Here is a 19402-nt window from a genome sequence, read left to right on the forward strand (position 1 = left end):
TTAGTTATTTAAACTCATAATATTTTTCTTCTGTTTTTCTTGCCAAAGTGATGCAGTGTGCTGATTTTTCTAGTATATTCTTACTATTTCCCCATGATACTGCAAATGTCAAATCAAAATTTATTTGATTTTCTTGGTAAATAATTTTTGTTTTTTTAATCTTTTGTATATAACTATCCATATTTGAATTTAGTGGTAATATTGCTCCAAATTTTGGTCCTGATAGTCTGTAAATATTTAAAAAAGTTTCAAGCTCTTTGGCGTAATTTTTTAGTATGATATCTGTTTTTGCATAACTTAGTTTTTCATTATATTCATCTATATTATTTATATAAAACTCTATAAAAATAAATTCGTTTTTGATATCATTTAAATCTTTTTGAAGTCTATTTACATTTCTAAGACCTGTGATTTTATCAAAAAACATTGGAATTGTTTTTTGGTAACTTATGATTATATTTGATACATTTTTTTTCATATAATCTTTTGTATTTATAAATAGGTGTTGAAATACTTCTTTATATACTGTTGAGTAAATTATTTTTAATTCAAAGTTTGAAAATAAAGGTATTTTTACTGTTTCATATCCCAAGTCAAGTATCGTACAATCTTTTTGACAAAGTCCATCTACAACTGCAAAAGCTAGTCCATAAAATACTTCTTTTGAGATAAACTCTTCTATGTATTTGTTTACTTTCTCATCATCAAGATTTTTTTCATTTAAGATATTTGTTATCACATCAGATAGCTTTTGATTCATATAGTATGTTTTATTGATTTTATTTTGATTTATATGCTTAAGTACACTTTTTCTACCAAGTTCATGATACTTTTCATCTTCTATATACTCATAATCTAAATCAAGCTCTTTTATAAGTCTTTTTCCATAATTGATAAATATTTTATCATTTATAATTTTATACTCATTTTCAAGTAAAGTGTTTCCATTTATATTTTTATATATTGCAAAGTAGTTTTTTGATAGTTCTATGACTTTTGTTTCATAACTATATGAATAGTACAAGCTAAGTGATAAAAATATTTTTGTATATACGCTTATTAGGTGTGAAGCAACGCTATTTTTATTTACATAATCAACTATGATTCTAGCTAATTCATCATCAATTATGAAGCTATTTTGTCTAATAAATCTATGTATGATAACATCACAAATATTTATTTTATAAAACTCTAAATAGTCATTGTCAAACTTCTCCATTGCAAGAAATTTTTTGATTATATCTATTAAGATATCATTTTTTATTTGTGTTGAATATAGTGTGATTGCATATATGATTTGAATTGTAGAGTTATCAAAATTTTTATTTTTAAAAAAATCATCAATTATTAAAAATATATCATCCTCACAATTACTGCTATATATGAAAATATAGTTATTTATAAGGTGATTTTTAAACTCACTTATTGTTTTAAATTTTGGAACATATGTATGAATGATAGTCTCTTCATACAAATCTAAGATATTTTTAAAATTGATAAGATCTTTATATTCATTATAATCATACTCTGTTTCAAGTTTATATATCATATTTGAAAGTAGGGTTGTTATTGTATTTAGATATATTTTGTACTCATTTAATTCATTTGAGTTACCAAAATGTGTACTTTTTGAAAGTTCATACCCATCATTTGATTTTTCAAAGTTGAAAAAGAATTCATCTACAAGCTCTTTTACACTTTTGTTTTTTATATTAATATAAGGAATATGCGCATAATAAAATAGAAGTTTTCCCAATATATTATTTAAAATATTTATTTTATCTTCATTTAAATCTATTTTAAACTTTAAGATATTTATTGTTTCTGTTAGTATTTCAAGTATTGCGTTTATACTTTTTTTTCTTTGTACATCAGTTGAGTTTACTTTGCAAAGTACATTTACTGTCTCAATTAGTAAAGTATAGTGAGAAAAAAGAACTTCAAAATGTTCCTTGTTGTCTTTGTTTTCTTCAAGTTTTGCTTCATAATCTCTAAAAAGTTCTGAGAGATTATCTGTATTATATGAAATATAGTTTTCAAATATTTTATAATCTTTACCAAAAGATAATAAGTTTATTATTATAACTATCTCTTTAAAAACAACTGTTCTTTTATCAAAAAAGATATTTTGTAGTTTCTGTTTGATTGCTTTAATCAAAAATTTTCTAAAATTTATATTGTTATTTAATTCATGGCTTATCTCAGCAGGAAGAGTTTCATTTTTGATATATAATTTGGCTATGTATTGCATAAGTTGCTTGTAATCATCATCAATATCAAATAAAAATGAGCTATCATGTTGATTTGAAAGTTTATATTTTTCCAAAATATTTGTAACAGCAATATCCTCATCTTCCAAATCTAAATATGATGTTGCATTATTTTGTTCATCTAGCATCTAATTCTCCTGCAAATTTACAATATTATATAATCTTTTAACTTACAATCCTTGAAGTAAAATATGCCAAAGATATTTTATTTCATCATCACTGAAATTTATAAGCGAATTTTGCTCAAACATCTCTTTTATTTTGCTAAGTTTAAACTTTCTTGCAAAGGTACATTGTGGGTGAGCAGGTACAAAACTTCTCACAAGTGAAATTTCACCTTCAATTTCTATATCACATAAAAAACATGTGTAATCCACATGAAGTCTTCCCTCGTGTTCTAAGAGTTTTAAGTATGCTTGTATGATGGCTCTTTTTTCATTTTGTTTTATCATCAAGTGTGATAAGGCATTTAGTAAATCAAAGTAAAATTCATCTAACTCTTCTATATCTTTAAAATGATAATAAAACAGTTTTATAAATCTTTGCCATGCATACATCTTTTTTGCATCTAATATCCACTCATAATTTAACTGCATAACATCTCTTAATCTTCCAATATCACTTCTTAGATTATGTTCAATCTCAAAATCTATTTTATATCCTACATTTATATTTGAGTGTCTTGCTCCATAAAATCTATATGTTGTATAAACTTTTGTAGGCGTAAGTATTGTAACTATTAGATCATCATCTTTTACAGGTTTTACGTCTAAAATGTATCCTTGCATATATAAAAACTCTTTTTTTGTGTTTATTTGTAATACTTTTTTATTAAAAAAATTATAACAAAACTAAAATAGATATATGCTTCAAATAAATTTATGGTATCATATATATAAAACAAGAAAGGATAAATTAATGGCAGAATTCGAAAATGTAAATATAGCAAAAGCTGCAAATGTATTTTTTGATGGAAATATAACAAGTAGATCTATTGAGTTCAAAGATGGTACAAGGAAAACTTTAGGAATTATGCTACCTGGGGAGTATGAATTAAATACTGTAAATAAAGAGATTATGGATATTCAAACTGGTGAATTAGAAGTTATGCTACCAGCTGAGGATTGGATGGAAGTAAAAGCTCCTGGAAGTTTTGAAATACCTGCAAACTCAAAATTTAAATTAAGAGTAAAAAGTTTAGTTGATTATTGTTGTTCATTTATTAAATAGTTGTCATTAAACAATGCGATATAATCGCATTGTAAAATGGCTTTTTTAGTATAACATACTCTCTTTTACCTCTTCAAATTTCAATATTTTTTTACCATAGTGACTATTTTTAAAAGCATTTGCTGATTTTTTATCTTTAAAAGGAATCAACTCTTCTCCCATTGGACCATATACATTTGAACCTACTACATAAAAAGCACTTTTACCATCAATAGCTTCAAGAGTATAATAATCAGTAACAGTGATATTTTTCATCTGTTCTTTTGTGTGAGTATGGGCGTATTTTTTTGGATTAAAATAGAATTTAAACATATCTTTTGTTCCATCAAAATAGTGGGTGTGAGTTTTATCTACTTCTATTTTTGCAGCCCATTTTGGATATTTTGCAACATACATTCCACAAACTGGACACTTCGCATCTTTTGGAACACTTAGTTTTTTATTTTGGTTTGTAGCAAGTGAGGGGTCATATTTGTAAATAGCAGCAGCTTGAAGCATATTTGGCTTTATATTTTTACAAATTTTGTTATCAATTAGATATTTTTTAGCTTCACCTATTGAGTTAAAATCTGGAAGTTGTGCTTTACTATCACACAATGCTTCATATATCTTTTTACCTTTTTTAGCTACCTTTGCTCTTTTTTTATCTATTTTTTTATTGTCATTTGTCAAATCAGCAGTGGCAATCTTCAAAGCTTCATCAAAAGTCTTTATTTCTCCACCATGCTCTTTTTGAAACTCTAAAGCATCTTTTTTACTCAAAAATGCATATTTGCTTGTCATACTCATAGTTCCTTTTACAGAACTTCCTACTACATAAAAAGCTTTTTTTGCATCTATTAACTCTAAAGTTTTAGTATTAACTACTTGAACTTTTTTTATAAGCTTTCCAAACTTTTTATTAATATTTGCAAAACAGTGAAGTGAACAGTACTGCTCTTTGTGACCATTTTTAAACTCAACTGCATGTGATGTTTTATAAAATTTCACAAGATCCATTCCACATACATTACAAAAATGTTTGCTAGTATCAGTTTTAACTAAAGTAGCTTGGTTTTCATCTACTGTTTGAAACATTTTATTTTGACTTGCAAATAGACTTATACTAATAAGCAATAAAAAAAGAGAAATTCTTTTTAGCATGTAACTCTCCTAAAGTTTTTGTTGATTTTATACTAAAAGAGTTAATTATGTGTTAAATTAATAAAAGTGGAATGCTTGAAAAGAGGCACGAATGAATTCGCGCGTCCGTTGGAGACTTTTTGGAAACTCGAATTTATTCGAGTAGTGTGGAATTGGCTTGAAAGAGGCACGAATAAATTCGCGCGTCCATTGGAAACTTTTCGGAAACTCGAATTTATTCGAGTCTTTTGTGAAGTAAGATTTTGCACGAATGAATTCGCGCTTCCGTTGGAAACTCGAATTTATTCGAGTAGGGTGGAATTGGCTTGAAAGAGGCACGAATAAATTCGCGCTTCCAGTCTTGAAAACTCGAATTTATTCGAGTCTATTCTTATACTATATTTTTTGTAAATAACAGCTATTTTCAAAGATATCTTCAAAAGGGTTTTTCTCTATTTTCTCTTTTGAAGAATCTTTTAAGTATAAGCTAGCAACATGGGTTACTTTACTGTTTTTTAACCAAATTGGATTTAATCCAGCAGAAAATCCTGATACCATAATAATTTTTGCTTTTGTTGCGAACTTTAGCAATGCATCAAAAGTTGAACCAATAAGTGCCGCACCTGTTATTACTACAATATCTGCTTTACTTACAGCTTCATACTCAAAGATATCATTATAAACTTCATTATTTAACTCTTTTTTTCTTCTACAAAAAACTGCTACATCTCTTGAGTTTTCTTTTAATTTTTTTATTACAGGTTTTAAGTTTCCAATGAAAACTATTTTATCTTCTTTGGTACTATTTTCAAGTAAAAACTCACAGCTTTCAACTCTTAGATTCTTTTTTAATAAAGGTGGATTTTCTTGTAATTCATATTGTCCTATTGCATTTATTGTTGCAAGTATAATTGCTCTTGAGGCTAAATTAAAACTATCATCTTCTAAAATATCTTCAATACTTTTAAAGTTGTTATTTTTTAAATCTCCCTCATCACTTGGACTTAAAGCTACTCCAATAGAAGTTTTAGTTTTATTTGTAACTTCAACATAAGTAAATGGCTCACAAATTTTAAAACTTTTTAAAGTCAAAGAGTTTTTTTTAGCACTTTGAAGTGCTTGTTGTTTTAATATATCAAGTATCATTAGTTTCCTTTTTATGTGAATGATTATGTGTGTTATTATGATGAGAGTGTCCTAAAAATAAAAAAGGATGTCCCTCTTGCCAGAATAGTTTACAAGTTGTATCAAAAAGTTTAGAAATCATCTTTTGTGTAATATTTAAACTATTTTCAAAATATAAAATCTCTTTATTTTTAAGCATTATTATTTTATCAGCATAATGTAATGCATTTTGCAAATCATGCAATACAGTTATTGTAATAAACTCTTTTTCTTTCGTTTTGTTTCTTATTAGTTCAAGCATCTCTATTTGATTTTTAGGGTCAAGGTGAGATATTGGCTCATCTAAAAGTAAGATTTTAGGCTCTTGTAAAATTGCAGCTGCTAAAAAAATCTTTTGCCTTTCTCCTCCACTTAAAGTATCAATATTTCTATTTAAAAACTTTTGTAAGGCAAACTCATTTATACTATCTTCAATTAATTTATGATCATGTTTACTTAAAGAAAAACCACTATATTTTCTCCTTGAAATCTCTAATACATCAAGAGTAGTAAGGTTTGAGTTTTGATTGAATTGTGCCATATAAGCAATATATTTTGATACACTATTTATTGAAGCAGTTGTAAACTCTATCTCATCTAAACTAATGTTTCCTTTGTGTATATCTATGACTTTTACAAGTGATTTTAGTAAAGTACTTTTACCTGCACCATTTGGTCCAATGATGATATTTAAATCTTTTGGTTTTAGCTCTAAATTTATATTTGTAAGTAGAGTTTTTTTCTTTACTTTAACATGTAAATTAGTTATTTTTAGCATCTTGAACTTCTTTTATATAAAAAGTATAAAAATAGTGGAGCTCCAAGCATTGAAGTTATAATTCCCACAGGTATAGTAATAGGAAGTAAGATAGTTCTTGAAACAATATCTGCAAGTAAAAGAAGAATTGCACCACTTAGTGCTGATAAAGGTAAAACATATTTATGTGAACTTCCTATAAAAAGTCTTACGATATGTGGTGCAATAAGTCCTACAAAACCTATAATTCCAAAAAAACAAACACTAATAGCACTTAAAAATGATGCTACAATCATAGAGCCTAATCTAAGATTTTGAGTATTTATTCCCAATGATTTTGCACTATCTTCACCTAACATCAAAGCATCGAACTTCCAAAAAATCTTAAAATAAGAAAATAGGCATATTAGTAAAACTAATCCAATTGCTAAAATAGTACTCATACTAGCTTTAGACAAATCACCAAAAGTCCAAAATAGTGTAGCTGCTGCGTCAATATCATCTGCAAAATATTGAAGTAACATAGTAAATGCAGAAAAAAACGCACCTAAAGCTACCCCAAATAATATAAGTGATTCAGCTGACATATTTGCTCTTTTTCCTAAAGATACTATTAAAAGTGTACATATCATACTTGAAGCAAAAGCAAAGAGTGCAGTTATAAAACCTGCTTCATATGATGATGTGCTTGAGTATGATTGAAAGACTATTATTGCAAAACTTGCCCCAAAAGCACTTGCTTGAGATATCCCTAAAGTAAAAGGAGAAGCTAAAGGATTTTTTAGTACTGCTTGCATCATAGCTCCTGACAATCCAAGGGAAGCTCCTACTACAAATGCTGCTAAAGTTCTTGGTGCTCTTATTTCAAAAACTATTATAGAAAAACTACCCTTTGCTTCTAAAAGTTTAAAAGTATCTGAAAAAACAATCCCATTGTTTCCACTTATTAAAGAAATCCATATTAAACTTATTGTTATAAATAGTAATAAAATAGCAATAAAAAATCTTTTTTTTGAGTATAAATGTTTACTGTACATTAGTATTGATATCTTTTCCTAAAAATTTTTTATAAACTCTTTCTTTTACTTTTTTTATATCTATATCTTTTCCAAAATGTGAAGCAATTAACCAACTGTTTATATAAATATTTTCTATATTTGTATTGTAAAAATTACTTGGATATAACCAATAAATATTACTGTTTTTAAAAGCCTTAATATGCTTATAAATTGCTTTGTCTTTTTCTATCTCTTCTAAAATTATTTTTTTACTAACTGAGTCTAAGAAAATAACTTCAGGATTGAAACTTAAAAGTGTTTCTTTATTTACAAATGCATGACCAATGTGATTTTGTAAGATTGGATTTTTTATATTTAGAAGTTTAAATGCAGTATAATCACTCTCTGTACTTGTAATACCATGAAGTCCTTTATATGCAACTCCACCAACATATATGGCTTTATCATCAATCGTTATTTTTTTTAAAGCTTCTTTTTGCTTATTCATAAAAGTGATTAGTTCATCTGCTCTATTTTGTTTGTCCATGATTTGTGCTATTAGTAACATAGATTTTTTTACAGCTTCGATTTTGTCTTCTTTATTGTTTTTGCCACCATAATTTGAGCCATAACTTAGTGCTATAACTGGAGTTTTAGTTTTTTCTTGAATTAAAGCTACTTGTTTAGGTGAAAGTATAGATGTAAAAATCACATCAGGTTTTAAACTAATTAATGTTTCTAAATTTGGCATTTTCCCAGGTCCACCTTGACCTACAATAGGAAGTGATTTGATAAACTTTTTATCAAGTACTAAACTATAAGCTGAATTAGGACTAAATCTTAACTCTTTTTTTTCAATACCTATAAGTTTTTTTTCAAGTTGCATATAAGTTATAAGTCTTAATGTTCCAGGACCTAAACACACTATTTTATTATTATTTGTAATTTCTACTTCTCTATCATACATATCAACAAAAATCTTTGCATTAAGTGTAAGTGCTAGAAGTATTATAAGAAAAAGTAATCTCATTATAGTCTCCAAAATTTCTTAAGAGTGTAATTTAATATATATAAATAAGTAATAAAAAAGCAAACTGCTTATGTAGTTTTGGAACTAAATTTGCTTGAAAGAATAAATTCGCGCTTCCAGTGTTGGAAACTTTTTGGAAACTCGAATTTATTCGAGTCTTTTGTGGACTAAGGTTTTGCACGAATGAATTCGCGCGTCCAGTGTTGAAAGAGGCACGAATGAATTCGCGCTTCCGTTGGAGACTCGAATTTATTCGAGTAGTATTAATAATTTTTTATGCTTCTACTTCAACAATCACGGGCGTTGATTCCCAAATTCCGTGTTTTGTACAGTATCCGTGTGCAACTAGGTTTAATTTTTTTGTTGTTGGAATAATAGTAAATGTAGTTGTATTATGAGCTTTTACATTTCCTAGTGTTCCTGGAACATATGTAGCTTTTGCTAATAGTGTTTCTTTATTATATAACGCAACAGACTCAATATAGTGATCAAAATCATCTGGATGTGTATATTCATTTCCCATTTTTACAGTTACTTCAAATGGTTCTCCTGCTTTTGCAGTTTCCTTACAGTGAATAAATGGTGAGTGTCTATCTATTAAGTCTTTTTTTGCTTCTCTTTCTACTGTATCAATATCTACGTATTTGTTAATCTTTGGCATTAGTTCTCCTTGTTAAAATTGTATTATTATATAATAAAAATTATTAATTAATAAGAATATATTTTACCAAGAAAATAATTTAAGTAAAAAATTAGATTTTAGAGGATTATTTTGATATAATTGCGTCATGAATAAAGAAGACTATTTTATACAACAATTTACTAATCAAACAAAACTTATAGGTGATGATGCAGCAGTAGTTGGAAATATGGTTTATTCTCAAGATGCTTTTTTTGAAAATGTACATTTTCAAAGGGAGTGGATGAGTTTAAAACAGATTGCTACTAAATCTATGCTTGTTAATATTTCAGATGCTATTGCTATGAATGCAAAGCCACTTTATGCACTTTTAACTGTTGCAATTCCTAAAGATTTTTCTACAAGTGATTTAAGAAAACTTGCCAATGGTTTTAAAAAAGTTGCAAAAGATTATGGTATTAAAATTATTGGTGGAGATACAATAAGCAATGAAAAACTTGATATTTCAATAACTATTATTTCAAAAAGCCAAAATCCAATATATAGAAGTGGAGTAAAGATTGATGATTTAGTATGTTATACAGGAGATCTTGGTAGTTGCAAGAAGGATTTGAAAAAAGCTTTAAAGGGCAAAAAAATAGCTTCAAAATCAAAACTTATAAAGCCAAAATTAAAAGGTGATTTTTTTTATGATATTTCAAAATATGTAAATGCTTCTTTAGATATATCAGATGGATTATTTTTTGAGTTAGAAAGATTATCAAAAGCAAGTAAGGTAGATTTTGAATTTTTTGATAAAATATCATCTGATATAGGTACATCAGGTGAAGAGTATGAAATGCTTTTTACTTTTTCTAAAAAGAATCTTGAAAAGATTATGCAAAGTGCTAAAAAACATAATGTGTCTTTAAATATATTTGCAAAAGCAATAAAAGGCAGCTATAAAACAGATGCAAAAAATCATCACTTTTAATACAATACAAAAAACAATCAAAATGAGGAATAAAATTGACTAATATACAAAGATACTTAAATCATGCAAAAATAAATGTTGTTTTCAAACAAAGTAAAGATGACTTTGTTGTAACAGAAGAGCCTTTATATGAGTTTTCAAAGGAGGGTGAGCATCTAATTATAAAGTTCAGAAAAAAAGAGCTGACAACGTGGGATGCAGTTTCTATATTTGCTAATCACTTTGGATGTAAACATAGAGATATTGGTTATGCAGGCTTAAAAGATAAAAATGCAATGACAATTCAATCTATATCTGTACATAAAAAATATGAAGATAAACTAAGTAGTTTTAATCATGAAAAAATAAAAATATTAGAAACTACTTATCATAATAATAAAATAAAAATAGGGCATTTAAAAGGAAATAAGTTTTTTATTAGATTAAAAAGAGTTAGTCCTGTTGATGCTAGAATTATAGAGCAAGTTTTAGCTCAAATTGCTGCTTTTGGAATACCAAACTATTTTGGTTTTCAAAGATTTGGAATTGAAGGAGATAATTATAAAAAAGGTGAAGCAATAATAAATGGAACTTTAAAAGAAAAAGATAGAAAACTAAGACAAATGTTTATTAACTCTTATCAAAGTTATCTTTTTAATAATTGGCTTTCAAAAAGAATAGAAATTTCAAAACTAATTGAATCTTTTGAACCAAAAGAGATTTATGAAAAATTAAATCTTCCTTTAGATTTAGTAAAACAGATGAAAAGTCAAGAACATCCTTTTAAAATAATGCATGGAGATTTAATGTCACATTATCCTTTTGGTAAGATTTTTTATGTTGAAGATATACAAAGTGAAGCTTCAAAATTTTATGCAAAAGATAGAGTTCCAACTGGACTTTTATGCGGTAAAAAGATTAAAAAAGCTCAAGGTGAAGCATTGAGTATTGAGGAAGATTTTACAAAAGAAGTTGTTCAAGAAGATGGTGCAAGAAGATTTGCTTGGATATTCCCTTCTGATATTGAAAGTAATTATAAAGAAGATAAAAACTGGATGGAGTTATCTTTTTATCTTCCAAAAGGCTCATATGCTACTGAATTAATTGCAGAACTTATTCATTAAATATAAAAAAATGACTCTTTTGTTTATATAGTTAAGTTAAAAAAAGATAGACTTATAATATAAAAGTTTATAAAGGCTGTATATGAAATATGAAGAGTTAATTAAAGAACTTTGTGATGTGATTAAAGAGTCCGAAATTCATGCTTGTAAGATATATGAAGATTTTGAATTTCTGCAAGAAAGTATTGATACTATGGAACTTTCTATTAGAGAAAAAGAGAAATTAACTAACAAAATTTCCAATTCACTTGGTCTTTTACAGCATCAAGATTTACATAGACAAAGAATAGAAAGAGTCGTAAATTTTGTTTGTGAGAAAAATAATATTGATAAATCTCAATATAATCTAGCCAATTCTGCTAAAAATATTGACAATAGTGAAGACAATATGTCAGAAGAAGAGTTAGAAGCTTTGATTAAGCAAATGCAAGGTTGATAAAAGAAGAGAGTTTATTTCTTCTTTTATCTATTTTATTTTTTCATATGTTTACAAGCATCTTTTTTTAGAGCATTTAATTCTCCAAAAATTCTTAAAGCTTCTATTTCTACTTCTTTTGCTTGCTCATTTAATAAGGCATTGTCTTGTTTATTTGCATTTGCACTAACAAGTGTTTGAAGTTTTGTACTTAAACTTTTGTTTAATTTTCTTAATTTTTCAATGGCATTTGTATTTACATTTGTTGTTGAGTTTTCATAGTTTTTAATCCACTCTTCAAGTGAATTACTCTCTTTAACATCCCAATTATTGTATTTACCAAGTTGTGAATATACTGTATCTTTTAGTTTTAATACATCAACTTTTAATTTTGCTGTATCATAAACTAAATCAACATTTGCAACTCCATCTCTTGCTTCTTCTAAGAAATTTGCTCTTGAAGCTGCTGTTACAAGTGAATCTGACATAAATGCAATTTGCGCAGACATTTTTGATATATCATCTGCAACTGTAGCATTTCTTTGTGTTGAGTGATCTAGGTTATTTACTGCATCATTTATTTGAACGATACCTTTTTCTTGCTCTTTAGATGCAGTTGCTACACTATCAATCATCTCAATTGTATTTGCTATATGACTATTTAGTTCATTATATCCCTCAATCATATTAGTAGAGATATCTTTACCTTTTGTTGCTTTATCACTTGCATCTTCAACTAGCTCTTTAATCTCTCTTGCTGCTTGTGCACTTCTACTTGCAAGATTTCTAACCTCACCTGCAACAACTGCGAAACCTTTTCCAGCCTCACCAGCAGTTGCAGCTTCAACTGCTGCATTTAATGAAAGAATATTTGTTTGAAATGCTATTTGGTCAATTACTTCAATTGCGTCATTTATTGCTGTAACTTTTGAGTTTATCTCTTCCATTGATGTTGCTGTTGTATTTGCAAGATCAAGACCTTTTTTAGCTGAACCTGTTACATTTTGAGCTAAGCTAGCCATTCTAACTGTAGCTTCTGTATTTCCTTTTATATTAGAAGTGATTTGTTCTAATGCAGCAGCTGTTTCTTCTAAACTTGATGCTTGTTCATTTGATGAAGCAGATAAGTTCTCAGAAGCAGTTGAAAGTAAATGAGTATTTTTACTAAGCTCATCACCTGTATTCATAATCATTGCTAATATTTCAGAAGTGTTATTTCCAACAAGTTTAATTCCAGCAGCTAAAGAACCTAAATCTCCATAAATACCTTTGTCATCAATTTTGTAATCAAAATTTGATTCTGAATAGTTTCTTAATGTATCATTGATTTTGTCTAAAGTCTCTTTTGTACTTAAAATCATCAAATTAAGTTTATTTTTCAAATCTTCCACATATGGGTTTGCTGCTTTTGATTGTACATTGTAAACAAAGAAACCATTTCCAGTTTTTTCTAAAATATCATTTGCTTCTTCTATTACTTTCTCATCTTGTTTTAAACCATCTCTTACTTTATCCATATATGCATTAAATAAGTTTGCAACTTCCCCAACTTCATCTTTTGATTGAACTTCTAGTTTAACACTTGTATCATTTGAGTCTAGAAGATTTTGAAATCCTTCTTTAAGCTTTCCTATAGGATTTGTAGCTTTTTTAACTACTAATAAAACTAAACCTATTGTAATCCATCCAAGTATTGTTGAAATAATTAAAATTTCAACTATCAAATCATAAATTCTTCCATCAGCTTCATCTAAAGAGAATGTTAAATCCATAATCCCTATTACATCACCTTCTTGTTGATTTGCATGACACATCAAACACTCTTGTGTTGCAACCATTGGTTTAATCATTCTTAAATTATGATGTTCACCTTCTCTTACTTCAAGAATTTGTGACTTTTTTGTTTCAAATGATTTAAGAATATCTTTATCATTTGTAAATTCTGCTCCTGGATCGTACATTTCTATTAGTGGTTTACTTTTTGCTACCACTAATTCTCTTACACCTTTTATCTGTCTTGCTTCTTCCTCAGCTTTTGCAATTTGTACAGGATCACCTGTATTCATAGCATACCTAAGACTTTGAAACATAGCACTATTTAACATTGCAAGATTCTCTTTTGTTACGGCAATAGAGTCTGCTTTTACGCTTTTTGTTGTAAAATAAACGATAGTTAAACTACTAATGGTCATCAATATCAGTAAAGAAAATATTATTTTATTACTTATCTTTTTTGTTACGATATCGAGCATGATAACGCCCCTTTTTTTTAAGTTTATTTATTATATAATGAAATTCATTTAGATATGATTATCTAGGTGTAAAAAAGTATTGTTTCGGTAGAAAAGTAACACTTTTTTTAAGAAAATTAATTAAAAATAATTTTAAAGAGATTCAAAGAATGATAGTCGGTATTGAGGGAAAAATAGAAAAAAAAGAGCCTACTTTTTTACATATAAATGCAAATGGACTTATTTATGAAGTATTTGTTTCTATAAATTGTAGTTCAAAAATAACGAAAAATGAAGTCAAACTTTATACTACTCATATTATTAGAGAAGATGCGCAAAATTTATATGGTTTTTTAGATTTAAATGAAAAAAAACTTTTTGATACAGTAATAAAAATCAATGGTGTTGGACCAAAAGTTGCACTTGCAATTTGTTCTACTTTTACTCCTTCATCTTTTTCACAAATTGTTAGCTCAAATGACATATCTATGCTTAAAAGAGTTCCAGGAATTGGACCAAAAGGTGCTAGTAGAATTTTAGTAGAGCTTTCTGGATTTGTTATTGATGGTGGAAGTGATGATGAGTCTTCAAATGCAACAAATGCTTTAGATGCTGCTCTTGCTTTGGAATCATTAGGTTTCAAAAAAGATGTTGTCTCAAAAGTGCTTAAAACTTGTGTTAGTACAAATACAGGTGAACTTGTAAAAGAAGCTTTAAAAAAGCTTCAAAAATAACTTAGGAGTTAAGATTGAAATTAGGGATTATTTTTGGTGGGGTTTCTTATGAACATGAAATCTCTATTGTATCTGCAATAGCCATGAAAGATGTTATAAATGTTCAAATAGAGTATATATTTTTAGATGAAAATAGAGATTTTTATCATATTCCAACAGATACAATAAAATCTAAACTTTTTAGTTCTAGTGAGTATAAAAAATGCCAAAAGCTTTTATTGCAAAAAGATGGTTTTTTTACACAAGCTGGATTTTTGTCAAAACCTAAAAAGTTAGAAGCAGATGTTTATTTAAATATGATGCATGGTGGTGATGGTGAAGATGGTGTAATTGCTTCACTTTTAGAGTTTAATAATCTTGATTTTATAGGTCCAAGAAAAGAAGCTTGTGCAGTAAGTTTTAATAAGTTTTTAACAAAAGGTTATGCTCATAGTGTAAATGTAAAAACTATTGATTATAAATATTTTACAAAAGATGATGAGATTTTAATTGAAGAGTTCCCTGTAATAATTAAGCCTGTAAGACTTGGTAGTTCTATTGGTGTATCAGTTGTAAAATCAAAAGAAGAGTTAGAGTATGCTCTTGATGTGGCTTTTGAATTTGATGATGCGATAATAATAGAGCCTTTTGTAAATGGAATAAAAGAGTATAACCTAGCAGCTTGTAAAATAGCTGGTGAGTTTGAGTTTTCTATTATTGAAGAGCCTCAAAAAGCAGAGTTTTTGGATTTTGATAAAAAATATTTAGATTTTGCAAGAACTAGTACTGCTTTAAAAGCTGATATATCAAAAGAGCTAGAAGAAAAAATAAAAGAAAAATTTAAAGATATTTATAATACACAGTTTGAGGGAGCACTTATTAGGTGTGATTTTTTTGTTAAAGATGATGAAGTATATTTAAATGAAATAAATCCAGTTCCAGGAAGTATGGCAAACTATCTTTTCTCAAATTTTGATGAAGTTATAAAAAAACTTTCTAAAACATTGCCAAAAACAAGAAAGATTTTAATAAACTATGAGTATGTAAATAAGATTCAAGCAAGTAAAGGGAAATAATTGGCAGTTAAGAATATAGCAGTTTTTGAAAAAGAGTTTGATGTATCTTATGAAATAGTAAATGCAAATGCAAAACAAGATATAGTTTTCTTGCATGGTTGGGGAAGCAATAAGCAAATTATGAAAAATGCTTTTGAACATTGCTTGGAAGAGTTTAGACATATTTATATTGATATGCCAGGTTTTGGAAAAACATCAAATAGTTATATTTTGCATACAAATGATTATGCTTTAATAGTTGAAAAACTACTTTATGCTATAAAATCAGAACCAGTTGCGATTGTAGGACACTCATATGGTGGAAAAGTTGCAACTTTATTAAAACCAAAAAATCTTGTTTTATTAAGTAGTGCTGGTATTGTTGAGAAAAAAAGTTTAGATGTAAAACTAAAAATCTTTCTTGCCAAAATATTTAATAAATTGGGTTTTTTAAAACTAACTAAAATTTTTAGAAGTAAAGATGTAGATTCAATGAGTGAAAATATGTATGAAACTTTTAAAAATGTAGTAAATGAAGACTTTAGCAAACAGTTTTCAAACTTTCCAAATAATGCACTTATTTTTTGGGGAGAAGAAGATAAAGCAACTTCACTTGAATCTGGAAAGAAAATATCACAGTTAATTAAAAAATCAAAATTCAAATCATACAAAGCAGATCACTTTTTTTTCTGTATTCATGCAGAAGATATAGCAAAGGAAATAAAGAATGGAATACTTTAATTTATTTACTGAAATAGTTTTCATAATGGCACTTGGTTGGTATATGATTACTAATTTACAGTGGTATAATTATAAGCTAGAAAGAGTTATATTAAAGCATCATAAACAAGAATGGCATTTTACATATTTTGTTTTTCCTATTGTTATTTTTTATATATTAAATGATATAGCTTTTGCTATATTCTTTTATGTATTTTATGCAGGTTTATTTTATCTTTGGAATAAAAAACTTGATAGACCACTTGTTCTTACTTCAAGAGTAAAAAGATTTTTGGCAATTTTATTGTTTGTTACTTTTGCCATTAAAGCTTTATGTTTAGTTAGTCAATCATGCTATATCTCAGCTGTGTTTATACCTTTGATTTTGGCATATGTTATCTCTACTGTTTTAGAAAAGATATTTTTTATATCTTTTAAAAATCAAGGCAAAAGAAGAGTTCAATCTATGAAGAATTTGAAAATAGTAGCGATTACTGCTTCATATGGTAAAACTTCTATAAAAAACTATTTATATCAAGTATTGAAAAATAAATATGTTACATATAAAACTCCAAGATCTGTAAATACAATTGCTGGAATAGTTTTAGATGTAAATAAAGACTTACCCTCAAATGCACAAGTTTATATTGCAGAAGCTGGAGCTAGACAAGAGGGTGATATTGCAGAAATTGCAAATTTTTTAGAACCACAATATTGCGTAATAGGAAGTGTTGGTGAACAGCATATTGAGTATTTTAAGACTTTGGAAAATATTATTAAAACTAAGTCTGAATTGCTTCACTCTCCAAGATTAAAAAAAGGTTTTGTACATGAAAGCGTACCATTAAAAAAACATCCATCAATTATTAAATTTCCAGATAATTTAAATATTACAATGAGTAACTTAGATGGTATATGGTTTGATGTGGAAATCAATGGAGTAAAAGAGCACTTTCATGCTCCTTTACTTGGAAGTTTTAATGCAATAAATCTAACAGCTACTATATATGTAGCCCTTGAACTTGGAATGAGTTTAGAAGAGATAAAAGTAGCATTTGAAAAACTTCAACCTGTACCACATAGACTTCAATTAATTCATGCAGGTGGAAAAATAATAGTTGATGATAGTTTTAATGGTAATCTTGAGGGAATGCTTGAGGCTGTAAATATTTGCTCAACATATGAGGGTAGAAAAGTAATAGTAACTCCAGGACTTGTAGAATCAACTGATGAAGCAAATATATTATTGGCAAAACAGATTAATGAAAATTTTGATCTTGCAATAATCACTGGAAAATTAAATTCACATTTATTAAGTAAAAATATTGATGAACAAAAAGTTATTGTTTTAAAAGACAAATCAAAACTTGAAGAGTTATTAGCACAAAAAACCCAATCAGGTGATTTGATACTTTTTGCAAATGATGCACCAAACTTTATATAAAATTTTATTTGTCAAAGGAAATCAGGATGGAAAAGATATATGCCCCTTGGCGACATGAATATGTAACAGAAGACAAAATCAAAGGTTGTGTTTTTTGTCATATTGGGAAAAACTTAGATGATGAAAAATTACAAGTAGTATTTAGTGATGAATTATGCTATGTTGTGATGAATAAATACCCATATTCACCTGGGCATATGATGGTTATTCCTTATACTCATACAGATAAAATTGAAGACTTAGATGATGAGGTTTGGTTAAGAATTAGCCTTAGAGTAAAACAAGGTGTTAAATTATTAAAAGATGTGATGAATGCACATGGAGTTAATATTGGTATGAATTTAAGTGATGCTGCTGGTGCTGGAATAGCTGAGCATGTTCATTATCATTTGCTTCCTAGATGGAAAGGTGATACTAATTTTATCACAGTCATTGGACAAACAAGAGTCTATCCTGCTGATTTTGATGAGATATTTAAAAGGCTAAAAAACAGCGCAACTAAATATTTTGTTTAGATATTATAATAATTTAATGTAATATTTAATATAATTTCAAAACATAAAAAAAGCTTAAGGTTTAAGCAGAACATAAGAGAAAAATTACTACTTATGCTTCATAATTTTTTATAAAATTATAGGAGTAAGTTTTGAAAAAATTACTACTTACATTAATCACACTCTCTTTAACTTTTTTAAATGCATCAGATTTAAAACTATTTGAAAATTTAAAAGGTACTTTAAATATAGCTGGTGGAACAGCTCATATAAAATGTGAAAAAGAAGCTATCAAAAACATAATGAGAAAATATCCAGATATTACTATTTCAATTGCAGGTGGAGGTAGTGGGATTGGTATAAAACAAGTTAGTTCAAAAATCATTGACCTTGCAAACTCAGGAAGAAAACCAACACAAAAAGAGATTGAAAATGGAGATTTAAAACTATTTCGTTTTGCAATTGATGGAATAGGAATTGTTGTTAATCCTAAGTTAAATATTGATTCTTTAACAACAAAACAGTTACAAGATATTTTTAGTGGAAAAATAACTAATTTTAAAGAGTTAGGTTTAGCTAATGCACCTATAAATTTATATACAAGAGATGAGTCAAGTGCTACTAGAAAAGTTTTTTGGAAAAAGGCTTTAAAAAAATCACCTATATCAAATAAAGCAAGAGTTGTATCATCAAATGCAGCTATGAAAACAGCCATTTCAAAAGATGCAAATGGTATTGGTATTATATCTTTAGGTGTAGCAAATGATAGCGTAAAGTTATTAAGTATAAATGGTGTTAAACCAACTGTTGAAAATATAAATAACGGTAGTTATAGTGTTGCAAGAGGTTTATATTTATTAAGTAGTGGTGAGCCATCAAAGTTAGCAAGTGCTTATATTTCTTATCTAAGAAGTAATGAGGGCGCAAAAATAGTATCAAAATATGGGTTTATTCCAGTAAATGAATAATATCTTTTCTAAAGGACTACTTATAATAACTCTTATAAGTAGTTTTTTGGTTTTTTGCATTTTTTTTATTATTTT

The 19402-nt window shown here is 27.4% G+C and carries 19 protein-coding genes; 10 read left to right on the forward strand and 9 right to left on the reverse strand.

All coding sequences use genetic code 11. The features are described 5' to 3' along the window. Window positions 1–4: 4 nt before the first annotated feature. Together ACTCCZ_RS01630 and recO are read right to left on the reverse strand one after the other, a co-directional pair. Window positions 5–2398, reverse strand: coding sequence for a hypothetical protein (locus ACTCCZ_RS01630; RefSeq protein WP_079577090.1), 2394 nt, complete (start codon window positions 2396–2398; stop codon window positions 5–7). Window positions 2399–2440: 42 nt separating this feature from the next. Further along, a complete protein-coding gene (gene recO, locus ACTCCZ_RS01635; protein WP_079577089.1) occupies window positions 2441–3058 on the reverse strand; it encodes a recombination protein RecO in 618 nt (205 codons plus the stop codon). 130 nt (window positions 3059–3188) lie between these two features. Here recO and ppnP point away from each other — a divergent pair, with 130 nt between their 5' ends. Next, window positions 3189–3500 carry a pyrimidine/purine nucleoside phosphorylase gene (ppnP, locus tag ACTCCZ_RS01640; RefSeq protein WP_079577088.1) on the forward strand — a complete coding sequence of 104 codons (312 nt, stop codon included), beginning with the start codon at window positions 3189–3191 and terminating at the stop codon, window positions 3498–3500. Window positions 3501–3545: 45 nt separating this feature from the next. Here ppnP and ACTCCZ_RS01645 read toward each other — a convergent pair whose 3' ends face one another. From ACTCCZ_RS01645 to ACTCCZ_RS01670, 6 genes are all read right to left on the reverse strand, one after another. Then, window positions 3546–4643 carry a nitrous oxide reductase accessory protein NosL gene (locus ACTCCZ_RS01645; RefSeq protein WP_079577087.1) on the reverse strand — a complete coding sequence of 366 codons (1098 nt, stop codon included), beginning with the start codon at window positions 4641–4643 and terminating at the stop codon, window positions 3546–3548. 375 nt (window positions 4644–5018) lie between these two features. After that, window positions 5019–5768, reverse strand: coding sequence for a Rossmann-like domain-containing protein (locus tag ACTCCZ_RS01650; protein ID WP_079577086.1), 750 nt, complete (start codon window positions 5766–5768; stop codon window positions 5019–5021). Then, window positions 5758–6564 (reverse strand): ABC transporter ATP-binding protein, encoded by an 807-nt coding sequence (locus tag ACTCCZ_RS01655; protein ID WP_079577085.1) that lies wholly within the window; start codon window positions 6562–6564, stop codon window positions 5758–5760. Before ACTCCZ_RS01655 ends, ACTCCZ_RS01650 begins: the two co-directional genes overlap by 11 nt. After that, on the reverse strand, window positions 6558–7580 hold the full coding sequence (locus ACTCCZ_RS01660) for a FecCD family ABC transporter permease (RefSeq protein WP_079577084.1): 1023 nt from the start codon (window positions 7578–7580) through the stop codon (window positions 6558–6560). The genes ACTCCZ_RS01655 and ACTCCZ_RS01660 overlap by 7 nt, the downstream gene beginning before the upstream one ends. After that, on the reverse strand, window positions 7570–8571 hold the full coding sequence (locus tag ACTCCZ_RS01665) for an ABC transporter substrate-binding protein (RefSeq protein ID WP_079577083.1): 1002 nt from the start codon (window positions 8569–8571) through the stop codon (window positions 7570–7572). Before ACTCCZ_RS01665 ends, ACTCCZ_RS01660 begins: the two co-directional genes overlap by 11 nt. 274 nt (window positions 8572–8845) lie before the next feature. After that, window positions 8846–9232, reverse strand: coding sequence for a class II SORL domain-containing protein (locus ACTCCZ_RS01670; protein WP_079577082.1), 387 nt, complete (start codon window positions 9230–9232; stop codon window positions 8846–8848). A 127-nt stretch (window positions 9233–9359) separates the two neighbouring features. Between ACTCCZ_RS01670 and ACTCCZ_RS01675 the strand changes: the two genes are divergently transcribed. From ACTCCZ_RS01675 to ACTCCZ_RS01685, 3 genes are all read left to right on the forward strand, one after another. Beyond that, a complete protein-coding gene (locus tag ACTCCZ_RS01675; protein ID WP_079577081.1) occupies window positions 9360–10184 on the forward strand; it encodes a thiamine-phosphate kinase in 825 nt (274 codons plus the stop codon). 35 nt (window positions 10185–10219) lie between these two features. Further along, window positions 10220–11287 carry a tRNA pseudouridine(13) synthase TruD gene (gene truD / locus ACTCCZ_RS01680; RefSeq protein ID WP_099344792.1) on the forward strand — a complete coding sequence of 356 codons (1068 nt, stop codon included), beginning with the start codon at window positions 10220–10222 and terminating at the stop codon, window positions 11285–11287. An 82-nt stretch (window positions 11288–11369) separates the two neighbouring features. Further along, window positions 11370–11723 carry a hypothetical protein gene (locus ACTCCZ_RS01685; RefSeq protein WP_079577080.1) on the forward strand — a complete coding sequence of 118 codons (354 nt, stop codon included), beginning with the start codon at window positions 11370–11372 and terminating at the stop codon, window positions 11721–11723. Window positions 11724–11758: 35 nt separating this feature from the next. Here ACTCCZ_RS01685 and ACTCCZ_RS01690 read toward each other — a convergent pair whose 3' ends face one another. Further along, window positions 11759–13954, reverse strand: a complete 2196-nt coding sequence (locus ACTCCZ_RS01690) for a methyl-accepting chemotaxis protein (protein ID WP_079577079.1) — start codon at window positions 13952–13954, stop codon at window positions 11759–11761. A 149-nt stretch (window positions 13955–14103) separates the two neighbouring features. Here ACTCCZ_RS01690 and ruvA point away from each other — a divergent pair, with 149 nt between their 5' ends. The 6 genes from ruvA (at window position 14104) to ACTCCZ_RS01720 (ending at window position 19327) form a co-directional block, all read left to right on the forward strand. Next, window positions 14104–14667, forward strand: coding sequence for a Holliday junction branch migration protein RuvA (ruvA, locus tag ACTCCZ_RS01695; RefSeq protein WP_079577078.1), 564 nt, complete (start codon window positions 14104–14106; stop codon window positions 14665–14667). Between the two features lie 14 nt (window positions 14668–14681). Next, window positions 14682–15722, forward strand: coding sequence for a D-alanine--D-alanine ligase (locus tag ACTCCZ_RS01700; RefSeq protein WP_079577077.1), 1041 nt, complete (start codon window positions 14682–14684; stop codon window positions 15720–15722). Continuing rightward, complete coding sequence (locus tag ACTCCZ_RS01705; protein WP_079577076.1) at window positions 15723–16442, forward strand: alpha/beta fold hydrolase; 720 nt, start codon at window positions 15723–15725, stop codon at window positions 16440–16442. It begins immediately after the preceding gene. After that, on the forward strand, window positions 16429–17865 hold the full coding sequence (locus ACTCCZ_RS01710; RefSeq protein WP_079577075.1) for a Mur ligase family protein: 1437 nt from the start codon (window positions 16429–16431) through the stop codon (window positions 17863–17865). The genes ACTCCZ_RS01705 and ACTCCZ_RS01710 overlap by 14 nt, the downstream gene beginning before the upstream one ends. A gap of 26 nt (window positions 17866–17891) precedes the next feature. Further along, window positions 17892–18380, forward strand: coding sequence for an HIT family protein (locus ACTCCZ_RS01715; protein WP_079577074.1), 489 nt, complete (start codon window positions 17892–17894; stop codon window positions 18378–18380). Between the two features lie 131 nt (window positions 18381–18511). Continuing rightward, window positions 18512–19327 carry a phosphate ABC transporter substrate-binding protein gene (locus ACTCCZ_RS01720; RefSeq protein ID WP_079577073.1) on the forward strand — a complete coding sequence of 272 codons (816 nt, stop codon included), beginning with the start codon at window positions 18512–18514 and terminating at the stop codon, window positions 19325–19327. Window positions 19328–19402: the final 75 nt, after the last annotated feature.

The sequence above is a fragment of the Malaciobacter sp. genome, from assembly GCF_055140965.1.